The 16,452-nt window shown below is 46.3% G+C and carries 12 protein-coding genes and 1 pseudogene; 5 read left to right on the top strand and 8 right to left on the bottom strand.

The window, feature by feature from the left end:
• Positions 1–269: 269 nt before the first annotated feature.
• From QT973_RS25960 to btpA, 3 genes are all read right to left on the bottom strand, one after another.
• Positions 270–2,405 (bottom strand): CHASE2 domain-containing protein, encoded by a 2,136-nt coding sequence (locus QT973_RS25960; RefSeq protein WP_333234156.1) that lies wholly within the window; start codon positions 2,403–2,405, stop codon positions 270–272.
• Positions 2,406–3,058: 653 nt separating this feature from the next.
• The gene (locus QT973_RS25955) at positions 3,059–3,982 is read right to left on the bottom strand and encodes a vitamin K epoxide reductase family protein (RefSeq protein WP_333057495.1); all 924 of its coding nucleotides are present in this window, start codon (positions 3,980–3,982) and stop codon (positions 3,059–3,061) included.
• A 93-nt stretch (positions 3,983–4,075) separates the two neighbouring features.
• Entirely contained in the window at positions 4,076–4,963 is an 888-nt protein-coding gene (gene btpA / locus QT973_RS25950) for a photosystem I biogenesis protein BtpA (RefSeq protein WP_333057464.1), read from the bottom strand.
• Positions 4,964–5,484: 521 nt separating this feature from the next.
• Between btpA and QT973_RS25945 the strand changes: the two genes are divergently transcribed.
• Positions 5,485–6,480: a GDSL-type esterase/lipase family protein gene (locus QT973_RS25945; protein ID WP_333057463.1), complete on the top strand. Its 996-nt coding sequence runs from the start codon at positions 5,485–5,487 to the stop codon at positions 6,478–6,480.
• A 575-nt stretch (positions 6,481–7,055) separates the two neighbouring features.
• Here the strand turns inward: QT973_RS25945 and QT973_RS25940 are convergent.
• Positions 7,056–8,108, bottom strand: a complete 1,053-nt coding sequence (locus QT973_RS25940) for a Gfo/Idh/MocA family oxidoreductase (protein ID WP_333057462.1) — start codon at positions 8,106–8,108, stop codon at positions 7,056–7,058.
• Between the two features lie 511 nt (positions 8,109–8,619).
• Between QT973_RS25940 and QT973_RS25935 the strand changes: the two genes are divergently transcribed.
• The gene (locus tag QT973_RS25935; RefSeq protein ID WP_333264200.1) at positions 8,620–9,303 is read left to right on the top strand and encodes a PEP-CTERM sorting domain-containing protein; all 684 of its coding nucleotides are present in this window, start codon (positions 8,620–8,622) and stop codon (positions 9,301–9,303) included.
• Between the two features lie 36 nt (positions 9,304–9,339).
• Here QT973_RS25935 and QT973_RS25930 read toward each other — a convergent pair whose 3' ends face one another.
• The 3 genes from QT973_RS25930 to def form a co-directional block, all read right to left on the bottom strand.
• The gene (locus tag QT973_RS25930; protein WP_333392501.1) at positions 9,340–10,677 is read right to left on the bottom strand and encodes a PrsW family glutamic-type intramembrane protease; all 1,338 of its coding nucleotides are present in this window, start codon (positions 10,675–10,677) and stop codon (positions 9,340–9,342) included.
• A 288-nt stretch (positions 10,678–10,965) separates the two neighbouring features.
• On the bottom strand, positions 10,966–11,166 hold the full coding sequence (locus tag QT973_RS25925) for a hypothetical protein (RefSeq protein ID WP_199292547.1): 201 nt from the start codon (positions 11,164–11,166) through the stop codon (positions 10,966–10,968).
• Positions 11,166–11,726 carry a peptide deformylase gene (def, locus tag QT973_RS25920; RefSeq protein ID WP_333264194.1) on the bottom strand — a complete coding sequence of 187 codons (561 nt, stop codon included), beginning with the start codon at positions 11,724–11,726 and terminating at the stop codon, positions 11,166–11,168. The genes QT973_RS25925 and def overlap by 1 nt, the downstream gene beginning before the upstream one ends.
• A 242-nt stretch (positions 11,727–11,968) precedes the next feature.
• Between def and QT973_RS25915 the strand changes: the two genes are divergently transcribed.
• Entirely contained in the window at positions 11,969–13,192 is a 1,224-nt protein-coding gene (locus QT973_RS25915) for an RNA-guided endonuclease TnpB family protein (protein WP_333057457.1), read from the top strand.
• A 20-nt stretch (positions 13,193–13,212) separates the two neighbouring features.
• Complete coding sequence (locus tag QT973_RS25910; RefSeq protein WP_333057456.1) at positions 13,213–13,725, top strand: DUF1648 domain-containing protein; 513 nt, start codon at positions 13,213–13,215, stop codon at positions 13,723–13,725.
• Positions 13,726–14,186: 461 nt separating this feature from the next.
• On the opposite strand, the pseudogene QT973_RS25905 reads toward QT973_RS25910, so the two are convergent.
• A pseudogene (locus QT973_RS25905) lies at positions 14,187–14,642 on the bottom strand (aspartyl protease).
• 119 nt (positions 14,643–14,761) lie between these two features.
• On the opposite strand from QT973_RS25905, the gene QT973_RS25900 reads away from it, so the two are divergent.
• A complete protein-coding gene (locus tag QT973_RS25900; RefSeq protein WP_333057454.1) occupies positions 14,762–16,054 on the top strand; it encodes a pentapeptide repeat-containing protein in 1,293 nt (430 codons plus the stop codon).
• Positions 16,055–16,452: the final 398 nt, after the last annotated feature.

The raw sequence follows: 16,452 nt of genomic DNA, 5'->3' as shown, positions 1-16,452 counted from the left end.
TAAGTTAAGAGTTGGGATTCAATCAACTTTCAGCAAAACTTTTCATTATATCATAAAATTATTTTGCAAGAGGTCTAGTGTACTTCACGAACCACCGAATATGCTGTATCTCCCTCACTGCCCAATTAAGGTTTGAGACCTAAAATTGCTCAAATTTTGTCTGAAGTAATTGAGATTTTAGATAAAAAAATTGAATAATTATAAATGACTTATCAATATCGGGGTGGGGAATTTACCTACAGTTGTATTATGTTTTTAACTGGTCTTAATTAATAAAAGTGATATTGATTTTTCCCGCGTTCCTTAGCACGATACATCGCAACATCGGCATTCTTAACTAAAATCTCTGGCTCTTGACCGTCAATGGGATATAAACTAATGCCAATACTTGTAGTTACAGAAACTGTATGTTCTTCTAACATAAAAGGCTGCATAATGGCGTCGCAAATTTTTTCAGCTACTTTCGCAGCTTCCTCACGGCCGGGAATTACGGGCAAAATGACTGTGAACTCGTCGCCGCCCAACCGCGAGATTGTATCGCTGCCGCGCAAGCATTTTTTGAGCCGACTGGCAACTTTTTTTAAGAGTAAATCGCCCACATTGTGTCCGAGAGTGTCGTTGATTGACTTAAATCCATCTAAATCTAAAAACAGTAAAGCTACCAATTCCTGATTGCTGGAGGCTATTTCTAGAGACTGATGCAAGCATTCGTAGAACATTTGGCGGTTGGGCAAACCGGTAAGAGCATCGTGATAAGCTTGGTGGCTGAGCTCAGCATTTTTTTGTTCTAGGGCATTTTGCCGAAGTTGGCGCTCGGTAATATCTCTGATTGCTCCGACTAAAAATAGGTTGCCTGCAGCATCTTTATGCAGGGATCTTTTAGTCGCAATTAGATGCGTAATTCCGTGAGCGTCAGTAAAATATTCTTCATTTTCTCGCGGCTGGTGAGTTTGAAATACTAATTCGTTTTCCTGCCAAAATATCTCGGCTTCGGCTTGGGGAAATAAATCGTAATCGGTTCGGCAAGTTAAAATTTCTAAAGGATAGCCAATAAACCGACAATATGCCTGATTCAAAACTACGCAGCGGTGATTTCTATCTTTGACAAAAATTGGGTCGGGAATTGTATCGATTAGCGATTGTAAAAATTCTTTAGACCGTTTTAATTCTTCTTGCAAGTGAGCCAGATAACCCACAACAGCAGCACCAGAACCCACAAGACTGACGATTGGAGGAATTAACGGTAGCCACCAACCGGCTAAAAATACCAAGTATAAACTGGCACTCAGACCTAGACAGATACTTAATAAACAGTAAGCCGATCGACCAAGCGATCGCAAATTCCAACTCACATTTGCTCCCGCCCAAGACCACAGCAAAATCCACAGCAACTCCGCAGCCTCTGGCCAGACATTGATACCCCCGCGCCCGTCGATGGCTGCACTCAAAATTTGGCTCAAGAAATGAGCCTGAAGCTCGACTCCCGGTATTTGTTGGGGAGGACTAAACCAACCGGAACTGTAAGAATTTTGGTAAAAGTCTTTGAGGCTGGGGGCATTTGAGCCGATCAAGACAATGCGCGATCGTACAAAATCAGCAGGTACGGTGCCAGATAACACATCGCTCATCGATGCAGTGCGAAAACTGCCTCGTGGGCCGCGCAGGTTGGTCAAAATTTGATAGCCACGGCTGTCCGATCGAACGTAAGCACCGTCATTCGGTTGAAAAGGCCGAAAAACCCCCTTGCCTAACTGCAAGTATGTAGGATTGACTCTTGCTGGTTGAGGCGAAATCCCTTCGCTTTTGAGGTAAAGCAAAGCCAGTCTGAGTGCGAAACTTTGATGAGTTTTGCCGTCTCCGGGCCAAGCGTAGAGCAAAGTTCGCCGCACTTTTGAGTCAGCGTCGATGACAACGTTGTTGAAACCAATTCGATCTAGCGCCTCAAGTACCGGAGGTGGGCGAACTCCCAACCTGGTTTCGTCTGGCATCAATTCAATGCCGATTAAGTTGGGAATAGTTTTAAAAGTTTTGAGCAATTCGGCGTTACCCGGTTGAGTTGGCAAATCTCGGTAAATGTCGAGGCCGATCGCCCGCGGCTTGCCAGCGTGCAATTTTTGCAGCAATTGGGCCAAGACAGCATCCGAAATTGGGTAGCCGTATTTTTGCAAGTCAGCTTCCTTAATTTCTACAATGACGATGCGCGAGTCAATGGGTTCGGCCGGCCGCCAGCGCACAAATTGGTCGAAAGCAGCCCATTCCCACACCTGAAAACATCCGAACCAGCGCATTAAAATGACCGTACTAGCAACGGCACTCGCAGTAATCAATACTCGGCGTTCTCGATCGACCCATTTTTTGATAGTTTCTAGCATATTTTGGGGATTTGGGCTTCGCCCTGTGAGCATCTAAACTACTACTACGTATAGGTTTTACATCTCCGGGGCGAGTCGATTTTAGATTTTAGATTTTAGATTATCCAATTTTTTGGTTTTTCGGTGCGAGCGAGTCGATTTTAGATTTTAGATTTTAAATTTTAGATTATCCAATTTTTTGGTTTTTCGGTGCGAGCGAGTCGATTTTAGATTTTAGATTATCCAATTTTTTAGTTTTTCGGTGCGATCGGGCTGCAACAGCAGAAACCGGGTTTCGCCACCAAAATATGTCATTTCAACAATCATTCTGGAAGCAGAAACCCGGTTTCTGGCGTTTTTGTGTAAAAGTTCTAGTATTTATTCGCTGCTCTAAATACTAAGCTGTGGAGCATTTAAACCAGTAACGAGGCTAGTAGGGTGCGTCAGCTATAACCCTTACGCTGAAACCGAAAACCTTAGATGCTGACGCACCTTACGCAAGCCCTTTAAATGCCGAACAGCTTAGAGAGCCACAAATTGTTTTAAAGTTTTTCGTTGTAACTAATTTTTACTATTTTTTTATTGATTATAGATGCGAGATTTTAGATTAATTTCGCCGCAGGAGCCAACGATAAACTAAGTTAAAAACCAGGATATTTCCTGCCAATCAATCTAAAATCTGTCATCTATAATCTCCAACTTTCCTGTTAGTTTTGAAAGGTGCGGGGGCCGGTGTAACCCGATAAATCAGCGAGTTTATCCAAAGATTGTGTCCCTGCATAAAACTGACCATTAATCTCCCAAGTCGGGAAACCTTTAACATTCGCAGCCGCCGCTTGGCAAATTTGGGCGCGGGAATTTTGCCCCCTGGGATCGCATTCAAAATAATCAATTATTTTGGCTGCTTCTTTGCCGAACAGCATTTTTTGGTCGTGGCAGTGGGGACACCAGTAAGCGCCGTACTCTTTAGCGCCGATTTGTCGGAGGTGGCGGGCCAAAGCCATTTCGGCCGGGCCGGAGGTGGTAGTGACGGCAGGGGGTGCAAGTCCGGGGGTAGAGACAATAGGAGGAGGTGATTTGACGCTGTTATAAAGTCCCAAGGCGCCGATCGAACTCACCATTGCCACCAAAATGCCTGTAAACACCAACTGCCCGATATCTTCCCACTCGCGCCCGACTAGCACCAGTACAAACAGCGACAGCGCAAATAAGGCAGAAGTGACGCAGTAAATGCACAGTTCCTGAATTTCAAAAGCCATCAAATACATCAAATAGCTGCTGAAAATTACCATCGCAGCGGTGATGATAAATAGCGCTTGCCAAGTTTTGTTTTCTAGTTGAGAGTGCAGTCCTTTCTTGGTGGCGGGATTTACAGCTTTGGGAGCCAATGCCAGGATTGCTATGCTCAGGTAAGCCAGACAGCCTAACAAACTTAAAGGCACTGTACCAAAGACTGTGGCGTAGGGACTGTTAAGAACTTTGTCGCAGCCGCTGGTGGGACAAATGACCGAGCCATTGGTGAATTTAGCGATCGTGAGATAGGCCGTTTCTACGACGCCTATGGCTGCGATCGCTGCCATCACAGTCCGAGACCAGCGATGAATCCAAGGGGTTGAACGTCGGCGAATCATTTTTTGATTTGGTAATTTGGGAATTGGGAATTGTTGACTGATGACTGATGACTGATGACTGATGACTACTGCCAACAGTCAACAATTCCTATTTTACGTTTTACTTGTGACTTTGCCCGGTTCCGGTGTGGGCCCTCTTGAGCCATTAGCATCTCTATTTTCCTGTTCGGGCTCTTTCTGTGACAAGCTGCGACGGGCAGCTTCTACAAACTGACTGACGCGGATCGGATCGATGGGCTGCTCGATGCGGCCGTTTCGTTTCAGGGAACTCGATACGATTACGCCGTCAGCGGCCTGCATGAGGGTGGAAATGTTTTCCCACGAGGCGCCGCTGCCGATGAAAACTGGAATTCCAGCAGCAGCAGCACTCGCGAGTTCTAAGTCTTCGAGATTGGGAGGGCTACCAGTTGTCCAGCCGGAAAGGATTACGGCGTCGGCTAAAGCGCGCCCGATCGTCTCTTGGACGGCTGTGGTCAAGTTGGGGCTGCCTAGGGGTCGCCCGTGCTTGACTAACACGTCTGCTAATATTTTGACATCGCTGCCCAATTCCCGGCGGTAGCGCAGTAGCTGGTGAGCTTGGCCTTCAATTAAGCCTTGGTCTGTAGCCATAATGCCGTTGAGGACGTTGACGCGGATGAATTGAGCTCCTGTGCAGGAGGCGATGGCGATCGCGCTGTGGGCGTCGTTTCGCAGCACGTTAACGCCGATCGGCAGCGTCACGAGATTTGTTAGCCTCTCAACTACCAGAGTCATGGCACTTACCACAGCCGGATCTACGCTGTCTTTGGCAAAAGGAGCGTCGAAAAAGTTCTCGACAATGATACCGTTTGCGCCACCAGAAGCCAGCGCTGTAGCCTCTTGCTCGGCTCTTCCGATAATAGCTTTGAGGTTTCCGCCCCAGCGGGGAGAAGTTGGCAAAGGCTGTAAATGTACGACACCGATTATGGGATTCGGCGTTTTGAATATTTGTTTTAAGTCCACGGATTTTCCTGAAACCACCAAGTTCACTGACGGCTGACGGCGGATTTTGACGGTATATTCTAGAATTCTATATCGACGGGGGCGATTCGGTTGACTTAATCGGGTCGCCAAGTTGCTCAAAGCCCGCAGCCATAACAGTTTAGATTTTAGATTTTAGATTTTAGATTTTACAAAGGCGACCTCACCTCACTCAAAGACGGATACTTGCTTGTAGACAGGAGTCAATCGATTTTAGATTTTAGATTTTAGATTTTAGATTAAAGAATTGAAGCATTGACTTGCGCGAGATAAATTCGGGCCCTTGTTTATCGGATACAGGTTTTTTATTTCTGGGTCCTGAGTCTGCTTTCGGAATGAATCCGGGGGCTTGTATCCTGGATGCTTTCGGTCAATGCTTTAATCTTTAATCTTTAATCTAAAATCTGCTGACTACAATCGGGGTTGAAAGCTTGACTGCAGTTGCATTCTTTTTTATACCTTGGTGTCGGCAGGGGTTTTTCCTTCTCTATCGAGGTTAAGTGGTGAAAGTTGTTCTCATAATTTTGGCTGTCACCTCCGGATTGGGGGCGGCAATCGAAGTGCTGCTGCGGGTGCTGCTGGGTTTTGGTAATCCCTTGATTTATATTGCCGATGCCGAGTGCGGCTATTTGTTGGCGCCCAACCAGAAGGTGCGTCGCTTGGGCAACCGGATTGAGATTAACGAGTATTCGATGCGTACTGGAGCGATCGCCCCGATCGCCCCTCCAGAAACTCTGCGCGTCTTGCTGTTGGGAGATTCTGTCGCCAACGGCGGTTGGTGGACACATCAGACAGATACGATCTCGGAAATTATGGCTCGGAATTTGAGACTGCAAGTACAGCATCTGGCGAGCGATGCACAATTAGGTTCACAAGTCAACTATTTAAATTTTGAAGTTCTCAACGCCTCAGCCAATTCTTGGGGGCCGAGGAATCAACTTGCTTACGCCAAGCGGTTCGGTGTTTTTGGGGCAAAGGCTTTGGTTTTGCTGCTCAATACGGACGATTTGTTTGCATCGGCTCCTTGCGATCTGGTTGTGGGGCGCGATCGCTCTTACCCGGATCGCAAACCCCGATCGGCTACCCTAGAGTTATTGAGCCGCTATCTGCTACCTGCAGTGCCGACTCCCCAATTGGCAGCACCAGGAGCCACAAGCGGCGATGTAGTAGGCTGCAACTTAGAGGCTATTCGCCAAATCCAGAAAATAGCTGTATCCGCCAACATTGAGTTTTTGCTAGCCGTCACGCCCAAGCGGGGCGAACTCGGCTGCCCGGGCCCTCGCGACTGGGAAGTCAAAGCTAGAGCGCGTCTCGCCGAACTCGTAGAAACAGAGAAAATTACTTACATAGATTTTCTTCCCATTTTCAATTGTGCGGCCGAATTTCCCACTTTGTATCGAGACAGCATTCACCTGAGCCCTCAAGGAAATCAGCTAGTTAGCAAAACCATCAGTCGTCAAATAGCCGCTCTTTTTTGGCTTGACACTCTCCGGCCTTAAGGCACGGGGATTCTTAAGACATTTCAGTCTTAATATCCCTATAGCTAGGGTTCCCAGGCTGACTACTCTGGGCACAAAAGAGTGCGTAGTCATATCTCCTCAAAAATGTTTTGGGCGTAGACTTTCCCCCAGTCCGGGGGTAGGTTTTTACATCTTGTCTGATTTGGTTATTCTACCATCTTCATTTGTTAAGATGGATTTGTTATTTTACTTAACAATGGAAAAAAGCCGTCCTACAAGGACAGGGTTTTCAACCGAATTTTCTGATAAATCCTAACCTCACCTCAAGACGGACAATTGCCCCCGACTCGTGTTGTGGAGAGCAAAAAAATTTAAACCTTAGTTCAAGCCCCCAGATTCATCTGCAGAGTCAATCTAAAGTCTAAAATCCTTCGACGCTCGCGCGAATCGAGTGAGCGCGGCTCGATGCTCGCGCTCGCCGAAATGCTCGCGCCCCCGTCTCAAATGTCAAATCGGCTGACATCGAATCCGGTTGCATGGGAACAGTTATTCTCTTCAACAAACAACAAACCCAAACTGTAAAAGCACCCGGAAACGACAAGATTTGTCTCGATTTAGCTAACTTGCAAAGTAGACTCTAGCTCTTTCGGATACCAAGCTTGACCGTCGAGAGCCATTTGCTCGATCGAACTGGCAAGCCGCAGAGCTTTGAGAGCTTGTTCTCCTCCCACAGAAGGCTGATTTCCACCCCGCACGCAATTAATAAAATGCTCCAATTCTGCGTGGAGCGGTTCAATATTGCTGGTGTAAACTTTCTCGATCAACCCATCTTGACGGTAAAGCACCTGACCGTAATCCGTCACATAATTGGCGGTTGTTTGCCGGTGAATCAAGATTTCGTTGTTGAGAAAATCTGCCTCTGTCAGAGAATTTTTGCAGTGAGCCACGATTGAACGGAGTTTGCGGTGCGTCACCTTACTGGCAGTCAGGGTGGCGACAATGCCGTTAGCAAAGTTCAACGTCGCTGTCACGTAGTCTAAATAACCTGAATCTGATGCCCTGCTGCCGCTGGCCGTCAGCTTCACTACTTGGGAATCTGCCAATTCCAGGAGCAAGTCGATGTCGTGGATCATTAAATCCAAAACTACCGATACGTCGTTAGCCCGCTGGGAATAGGGACTCATCCGGTGAGCTTCCAATGCCAGTAACTCTTCAGTTTTCAGCACTTTGCCGAGTTCCTGAAAAGCTGGATTGAAGCGCTCGATGTGACCCACTTGTAAAATCCGGTGGGCCTCAGCAGCCGCGTTGACCAAAGATTCGGCTTCGGCAATGCTAGCCGCGATCGGCTTTTCAATTAAAACGTGAACACCCGCTTGGAGACAAGACATCCCCACAGGGTGATGCAGGCGAGTTGGAACGGCGACGCAAACTGCATCTACGTGGGCGAGCAAATCTCGGTAGTCTTCAAAGAAGCGAACCCGGTATTTGCTTGCTACATCTATTCCCCGCTCTACATTTATGTCGGCAACACCGACGAGTTCGATATCTTTTAGCAAGCTCAGAACTCGCGTGTGATGCTGGCCCATATTGCCAACCCCAATCACCCCAATGCGGAGGGGTTCAGGTTGACTTCGCTGGCCGAAAACGTTTGCGTATCCCAATGACATCCTATCTAGCACTCCTGGATTCTCCTCCACCACCACAGGAATCAAGCCCCTTGGCTTCCCTCAGCTACTCACAGCCATCCAGATAGTACCACAGTCAAACTATTTGTGAAGAATTTCTAAGTTCAGTTGCGATTATCGCATCGGGCAATTAAGCAGAAGCGAATCATACACAAGGAGAGAATACTGGGGTAAAATATCTGGAAATTGCGTATTGACAAATTTTATTAAGTGTGTATATGTATCGGGACGATCGTCGGCAGCATAGCAACAACAACACAAACCCGTCGGAATATTTGGCGATTACGATCAAACATTTTTCTGGTTTGTGTTCAAAAGTAATAGTGAAAGTCAGAAATTATACAAATACAACAGATGACGCATCCGTATTAGTTCGGTTATTTACATTCCGCAATCTTTGAATTCAAAAAAATTTACTTTAAGAATGGGGATAATTACGGGCGATCGCTCACTACCATAAATTACACTTACGTAAAGCTTAATATAAAAAACAATGAGTCAAAAACTAAGGCCCAGATTAGGAAGTGCGATCGCTAGCACAATTTTAAGTTTGTTTTCAGCGGTGTCATTAGCAGGAGTAGACAAAGCACAAGCCGCCGTACTCACCTACAATATCAATTTTGACGGTCAAGGTAGCGGTTTTTTAAAGGTGGATAACTCCTTGCTTACAGGAATAGACATTGAAGGAATTTCCGAGGGGACAGTTTCCGAGGGAAGAATGTACGGTTTTACTTTTCCCGAGTTGGGAAGCACAAAAGAATATGATAATTTGGCAGGGGTTCGAGCTGTATTTCGTGAAGGGCAGTTTCTCGGAGTGCAAGCCAGCGGCGGCGACGGTGCGATAAGAGACTATATCAGTCCTCCAGACGAACCAGGAGGGCCTTTTTTCTTGAGGGTTGAGGGCAGGGCATATTGGTCTATCGGAGTTACCTCTGGCTCGTGGAGTAGGGAGGTAGTACACAGACAGGTGAACTATCAATCATATATAGACGATGGATCGATCGTCACCGACAGCTATGTTATATACTCTAGATATATCTCCCCCAATGCCGAGGTTTCTTACACTTTAGTGAATACCGAACCCGAACCTGTTCCCGAACCTCTCACTGCTGGGGGGACAGCTTTAGCATTGGCAGGTTTAAGCTGGTTAAAACACAAGAAAAAAATGGCAGTTTGAAGTGCGATCGCACCTCAACAATTAACCAGTCAGCAGTCACTTTTCAGAAAATATTCTCGTGGCAAAATTTTGCTCTCGATTCGGAGACAGAGCTCTGGCTTTCAAAATCGCAGCTACCAAAAACGCATAGGACAAAACTCCCACCAACGCCAGCAAAAGTACGCTGGCTGCTCCCGACGCATTCCACAAAGCGTGAAGTGCCGAAGCACTGAAATAACCTACGCCCAAAATTTGCCACCGCTTCCTGGGTTTGAGGGCGCTCAAACCGATAAAATATCCCAAATAGCCGCTGTAAGCCATATGTCCGGCGGCGGAACCCAAAATCCGGGGAATTAGCAACTGCAATCCTACTAATTGTCCGGCGTCGGGCCCTGCTTGCAGAGTGACATTTTGGATGACATTGGGAACGTACTGTCCCAGAGTTTCTAACAGTGTAAAGCCGACTGCTGAGGCACTTCCTAACAGAATTCCGTCTAAAGGTTCCCAAACACCGATGCGATCGCGCCACGGATTTTTCAGCCAATTTCCCAGCAACATTGCTCCCAAAACGGGCAGGGCTTTCAGCAATTCTTCCATTAGACCCGCCCCGAAAAACATTCTGGTCAAAAAAGGCAAAAAACTGATTGTTTCGCCTTCGATTGGCAGACGGCCGGGCAAAATTTCTCTAAATACTAATATAAATCCAATTAATAAGGGGCTGATCACAATCAGGACTGTAGCTAAAGCCGAACCAAGCAATACCCACCAAGGCTTGTGTTTGCCACACAGTTGATAGATAAAGTAGTAAGCCGCACCGGCGAGGTAAGCTGACAGCAGCAAGTTGAATGCTGCGGAATTGCCAACGGCGACAAACATCGAAACGACAACAATAACTGTGGCGATACCTGGATATAAGTAAGCTTTTTGGCTTAATTGTTTGCCCGTGGAGGCGATCGGGAATAATTGAGTTAAAGTGAGAGCGTCTTTTTCGATACCAGCAAAATTGCCCGTTTGTGGTGAGCTTAATCCGGGTTGATTTTGGTAAGGGGTGACGGGAGATTCAAATATAAATTCAGGGCCGTCAAGACCGAGACTGATGCGATCGCCTGTTTCTAAAGTTTGGCAGCCAGAGAGCTTTTTTCCGTTGATATAAGTTCCGTTAGCGCTGTTGAGGTCGCAAATTTCCCATCTCGTCAAAGTACCCTGGGTTAGGGGACGGATCATGGCGTGGCGACGGGAAACCATGCCGTGGGCGATCGACTCTAAAGTTATTTGACAATTGCGATCGCGTCCGATAACCAATTCCCCTTCTTCAGAAAGTTGGTAATTGGATACTGGGGTTCCCACAGCGTCTTTTGCTGGCACTTGTCGCAGAAATCCGATTTCATTAGTCATGAGTTATGAGTCATTAGTCATTAAGCCCAAGTGCATTTAAATTGTATAGTCAAATTTAATAAAAGTCTTGTGGGGAGTAGGGGTTGGGCCAGAAAGCCCGCCCAAAAAATACAATTTAGATGCCCAACAGCTTAGTCATTAGTCATTGGTCATGAGTTCGCGAGCTGTTAGCTGATGTTATTTTTGAGCAGTCTTTATTCCACAGTTATTGGTTGTTAGCTGCTGACTAATGACTAATAACTAATTACTAATAACTGCTGACTAATGACTAATGACTAATAACTCTGCTTATAGATTTGCCCTGGCATCCTGAACGGCTGCATAGAAAAATATGCCAGTTAGCGGTACGCTCAGGGCGAGGATGATGCCCGTGACTAAATTGCCAAGTTGAGCTTCTCCCGATGACAGCTCAAAAATGGAGCCGACTGCCGCGATCGCAGTGATGCACGAAAGAGCTAATAGTAAACCACTTTTCGGAGTTCCTGCCATCATACTGATTTTACTGCCTTTGGCGAAAATTTCTGCTTGACTAATGCTTCATTCAGTGCGAGCTTGTTTTCAACTCTGTCTACAAACAGCACTCCGTTGAGGTGATCCATTTCGTGCTGAATTGCTCTCGACAGTAAGTCTGTTGCTATCAGGGTTTGTGGGCGGCCGTATTCGTCGCGGTAGGAGACTTCAATGACTTCTGGGCGTTTGACTTCTAAATAAACTCCCGGAATGCTCAAACACCCTTCTTGCAAGATGCAGATATCGCTGCTGCTACTTTTGATGGTGGGATTGATCAAAACCATTGGGGGTGTGGCAGGGTTTTCCGGGTCGCAGTCGAGGACGATTACTTGTTTGTGGACTCCGACTTGGGGGGCGGCCAAACCGATACCATCCGCACTGTACATGGTTTGCAGCATTTCTCGCACTAGCTGCCGAATTTCTGCATCGACGCTTTTGACGCGCTTGGCTGGCTGCCGCAGGACGCGATCGCCTAATGTGTGTATTGTTAGGGGCGGTTTTTCTAACTTTTTCTTTTCAATCAAGACCTGAACCGTCATAGAACCTCGCGGGATGTTTGGAAACCCCCAACGAAAGCTGTTGGGGAATGAAATTGGAACCAATACTATTATTTTCAATATTAATCTAATTTTAACTCCTTGCTGGGAAGTCCCCCGCTATAACTGTACCCAGTTTAGGGGCGGGATGAAAGGCAGGGAGATTGTAGGTACGGAAATCTCCAAATCTTTATTTTTGTAGATATTTTACTGGAATGTGTATAATACAGTAAGGAGGTAATGAGATGCTGCATACTGCCATCAAGGTTCGACTTTATCCAACATTAGAGCAACAAGCTCTACTGTCTCAGCACTTTGGCTGTGCCAGATGGTGGTGGAACTATGGTCTAAATAAGTCAATTGAGACTTATAAAGAAACGGGTAAAAGCCTTGGTCAGTCAGCACTCAATGCCTTTTTACCAAAACTCAAGAAAGCCGAAGAAACACTTTGGTTGTCTGAATGTTACAGCCAAGTTTTGCAAGCAACAACGCTCCACCTCACAACCGCCTATAAAAACTTTTTTGCAGGTCGTGCTAGGTTCCCGCGCTACAAGTCAAAGCATGATAAGCAATCGATTCAGTATCCTCAAAATGTCAAGGTACTTGATGGGTTTGTTCAGTTTCCTGGCAAGGTCGGCAAAGTTAAAGCCAAGTTGCACAGGAACATAGAAGGAAAAATCAAAACCGTTACGGTTAGTTTAAATCCTTCTGGGAAATACTTTGCCTCAATATTGACGGAGAGTGAAGGCGACAATCCGACTGTTTCAACGGTCGGCAAAGTAATTGGAATTGACTTGGGATTGACTCATTTTGCTATTACGAGCAATGGCTGCAAAGTCTCTAAGTATGATCGCCCTAAGCATCTAGCCAAACACGAGAAAAACCTCAAACGCAAGCAACAAAAGCTAGCTAAAAAACAGAAAGGAAGTAATTCAAGGAACCAAGCTAAAAAGACGGTAGCTAAAGTGTACGAACGGGTAACTAAATCCCGTCAGGATTTTCTACATAAGCTTTCGCGAAAGCTCGTCAATGAAAACCAAGTTGTCGTAGTAGAGAATCTTAATGTCAAAGGCATGGTACGCAATCACAATTTAGCTAAAGCCATATCTGATGTGGGATGGGGAATCTTTATCAATTTCCTAGCTTACAAGCTAGAGAAAAAAGGTGGCAAGTTGGTTGAGACTGACCGCTGGTTCCCCAGCTCCAAGCTCTGCTCTAATTGCTATTACCAGATTGATAAGTTACCGCTTGATGTTAGGGAGTGGACTTGTCCTAATTGCGGTACTCGTCATGACCGTGATGGTAACGCCGCAACAAACATTAGAGCGGAAGGCATCAGGATATTACAGACGGATGGAGCAGCCGTTTTTGCTAACGGAGGGGAAGTAAGACCAAAGATGGGACGCAAGTCTGTTCTGAGGCATTCCTCTGTGATGTTAGAAGCCCACACTATAATCGTTTCGATTTAGTGTGGGTAGTTCACGTAGCCATGACTGGAAACGCACCAAACCAACGGCCGATTATTTCTCTGGGACTTTCGCCCGTTTTAGTGGCGGTAGAGCTTTTAGGTGCGATCGCGCTTTTGCTGGCTGTTTTGCTCATCGTCAAGTTTTGGGCGGTTTTGCCCGATCGAATTCCGATTCATTTCGGCTTGGGGGGGCTGGCTGATGCTTGGGGCGACAAGGTAACGATTTGGATCGTGCCGGCTGTGGCTGCCATTATTTTTGCGGTTTTAACTGCAATATCGCGCTATCCGCATACTTTTAATTATCCGGTACGGATTACTTCTGAGAACGCTCACCGCCAATATCTGTTGGCGCGAGGCCTTTTGGTTTGGCTGAAGGCGGAGATTTGCTGGCTGTTGGCGTTTGTGGTGCGGCAGCAAATTCTTGTCGCTTTGGGCAATGCTCAAAGGTTTAGTATCGAGTTACTTTTAGGGTTAGTTGTTTTGATTTTTTCGACGGTAGGCGTGTATTTGCTCAAGGCTTATTCTGCTCGCTAGATGTAGGGCAAAACACTTGTATTTACCCAAAAACCATGTTGTTTTGTCATTTTTTTACCGATATTAATAATATCTCTTATATCAAAAACAAAGAAAATTACTTGGTAATGAGGAATTTATTACTCAATTTTTTATCAAAATTTTAGTCCTAAATACAAACATTTTTGATTGTGGCTAATTGACCGAAAGCATCCAGGATACAAGCCCCCGGATTCATCCGTGGAGAAATAAAAAACCTGTAGCCGATAAACTTCCCTCCCCGAATTTATCCGTAGGTAAATACTTCAATTCTAAAATTTAAAATTTAAAATTTAAAATCTAAAATCGATACTTCAATACTTCAATACTTCAATACTTCAATCCTTCAATTCTAAAATCTAAAATCTAAAATCTAAAATCGATTGACTGGACATGATAGGAATCACAGGTGAGAGGTTTGTGCTACGGTAAACGCATCTCAACTAACCCATCAGATATGTTTGCTGATTGTTCATCGGCAATACTCGCAACTGTCGATTTTTAAAATCTGGTTCTAACCCTAGTTCTTCCATTGGAATCACGCCCAACAAAACAGCAGAAACGCCTTCGGGCAATTCTCAACAATCAAATCTGCCTTCTCTCCCCTCTACAATAATTTGAGCTCCTGCAAAAATTCGACTTTTTGTGATGCCAGCCGATGTTTCTACATCTCTTTCTCCTACGAGTCTTAAACCTAGTTGGCTAATAATGGGAGCGGGCAAGGAAAGCAGAGTTGCTCCAGTATCGACAACAACGTTATCGAGGGTAACAGAGCGAACTTCCTCAGCAAAAATAAATCCCCGTTCAGCCATAACTAGATCGATGCGATTCGTGACGGCGATTGTTGTAACAACTTGACCCCTTTGTTTTTCTTGCAGATTAGGCAGCACCAGTGTCATATTATGTTACCTGTTTGAGCGTAATTAGTGGAGATTTATATTGTAATATTATCTAGAATCCTGCTTGGTTAGTTAAAATCGTTTTAGTGACCGGCTAAAATTAGAATTTGCCTCAACGCATGACACCAGAAAACAACTCTTCTCAACCCAATCGCCCTGAGTCTAACGTGACTGTAGAAAGTCAGAACGGTGCGAGCCCTACTGTGCCACCAGAATCAGGGACAATCGTCGTTACTGCTGAACCGGAAAAACCGGTGCCGCCGCCTCCTACTCGCAAGGTTTTTTTGTCGCAGCAGCCGGAACAAACGACTACTGAGAAGTCGGGGTCAGTGCTGACGCTGGGGTTGATCGCAGCGATGATTTTTGGGCTGGCCAATGACAACATTTGGCTGGGCTTAATTGGCGCCGTCGGTGCGATCGGCATATCGCTGCGGCTAATGTGGCCGAGTTGGGGCAAAATCTGGGTACAGGTAATTCCGCCAACTTGGCGCACGCTGATCGTCGCTTGCTTTGGTCTTTTAGCTGGGATTGTTGGCTTGCTGATGCTCAGCGGTAGTAATACTGAACCGGGAAGCCGCAACATCCAAATCAACTGGGACGCCATCGGCGCTCTCGGCGAGTTGATCGGCGCTTTGGGCCAAATTTTGATCGCAATTTTGGGCGTTTATGTGGCTTGGCGGCAGTACGTGATCTCGAAAGATTTGACTATTCAGCAAAATCGAATTACGCAGCAGCAAACGATCGATGCTTATTTTCAAGGGGTTTCCGACTTAGCCCTTGACGAACAAGGGTTTTTGGAAGACTGGCCGCAGGAAAGGGCGATCGCAGAAGGCCGCACCGCTGCGATTATGAGCAGTGTAGATGCTGAAGGTAAAGCTAAAATTCTGCGGTTTTTGTCGCAGTCGAGATTGGTTACTCCGCTGAAGCGCGATCGGCTTTTAGGCCGCCCCATCCTTGACGGCGACGGTGGCTACGCTGAAGATAGAGATCACGGTATCCGCGTTATCGATCTCAATGTCATGTTAGCGGGTGCTGACCTGGCTGGCACCGATTTGCGGTGGACGGATTTGAGCGAAGCCAACCTCGTCCGCGCCAATCTCAGCAAGTGCGATTTAGTGAAAGCCAACCTCTCGCGCGCTGTCTTGTACGACGCCAATCTCGCTCGCGCTGACATGAGAGCCGCCGCATTATTCTACGGCTCGGCACAAACTGCATCCCCCCGCAGCCGTACCGAATTTCCCAACTATCAAACAGGCGAACATACTGGCGCTGTAGTGGAACGTGTTGATTTCACCGGTGTCAAGCGGCTGTCGGAGGATCAGCGCTATTACTGCTGCGCTTGGTGCGGCTCGAAGTCGAGAGAGACTATTCCCGGCGGCTGCGAAGGGATTCCCAATAAACTCGGACGTTAAAATTAGCAGTACGGCTGTACTTACGTATATATTTGGCGAGCGATCGGCAGCGGACTATACTTTAATTTTAAATCTACAGTCTTTCGCTGTTTTAGCAATGACAAATACTGATTTAGGGTTAGAAGTAATTCCGCGCCTGGAGCGCTCCAAAAGCGGGTAATGGTTAATTTTTGTCGCTGCTATATGCTTCCTGATGGGACGGTAAATGGCACATATAAATCGCGAATTTAGGCTACAGCTATGCAGATGATGGGCATCAGCATTCTGTGGCTTTTTATCCGCTGTTTCCTTTGCTTATGCGCGGCTTCACGACTTTTGGATCCCACATTCCGCAGATGTCGGTCGGATTTCTTTATCAGTTGTGAAAACTTGGAAGCCAAACGCTTTTAGGCTGAAAT

This window comes from Microcoleus sp. Z1_A1, from assembly GCF_036700305.1.
Lineage (GTDB): Bacteria > Cyanobacteriota > Cyanobacteriia > Cyanobacteriales > Microcoleaceae > Microcoleus.
This window is presented reverse-complemented; position numbering and strand designations above follow the sequence as displayed.

Bases quoted from the DNA above. Each gene is read 5' to 3' on its own strand.
- QT973_RS25900 (WP_333057454.1), top strand. From the start codon at position 14,762: ATGACACCAGAAAACAACTCTTCTCAACCCAATCGCCCTGAGTCTAAC.
- def (WP_333264194.1), bottom strand. From the start codon at position 11,726: ATGACGGTTCAGGTCTTGATTGAAAAGAAAAAGTTAGAAAAACCGCCC.
- QT973_RS25935 (WP_333264200.1), top strand. From the start codon at position 8,620: ATGAGTCAAAAACTAAGGCCCAGATTAGGAAGTGCGATCGCTAGCACA.
- QT973_RS25915 (WP_333057457.1), top strand. From the start codon at position 11,969: ATGCTGCATACTGCCATCAAGGTTCGACTTTATCCAACATTAGAGCAA.
- QT973_RS25910 (WP_333057456.1), top strand. From the start codon at position 13,213: ATGACTGGAAACGCACCAAACCAACGGCCGATTATTTCTCTGGGACTT.
- QT973_RS25955 (WP_333057495.1), bottom strand. From the start codon at position 3,982: ATGATTCGCCGACGTTCAACCCCTTGGATTCATCGCTGGTCTCGGACT.
- QT973_RS25940 (WP_333057462.1), bottom strand. From the start codon at position 8,108: ATGTCATTGGGATACGCAAACGTTTTCGGCCAGCGAAGTCAACCTGAA.
- QT973_RS25960 (WP_333234156.1), bottom strand. From the start codon at position 2,405: ATGCTCACAGGGCGAAGCCCAAATCCCCAAAATATGCTAGAAACTATC.
- QT973_RS25930 (WP_333392501.1), bottom strand. From the start codon at position 10,677: ATGACTAATGAAATCGGATTTCTGCGACAAGTGCCAGCAAAAGACGCT.
- QT973_RS25925 (WP_199292547.1), bottom strand. From the start codon at position 11,166: ATGGCAGGAACTCCGAAAAGTGGTTTACTATTAGCTCTTTCGTGCATC.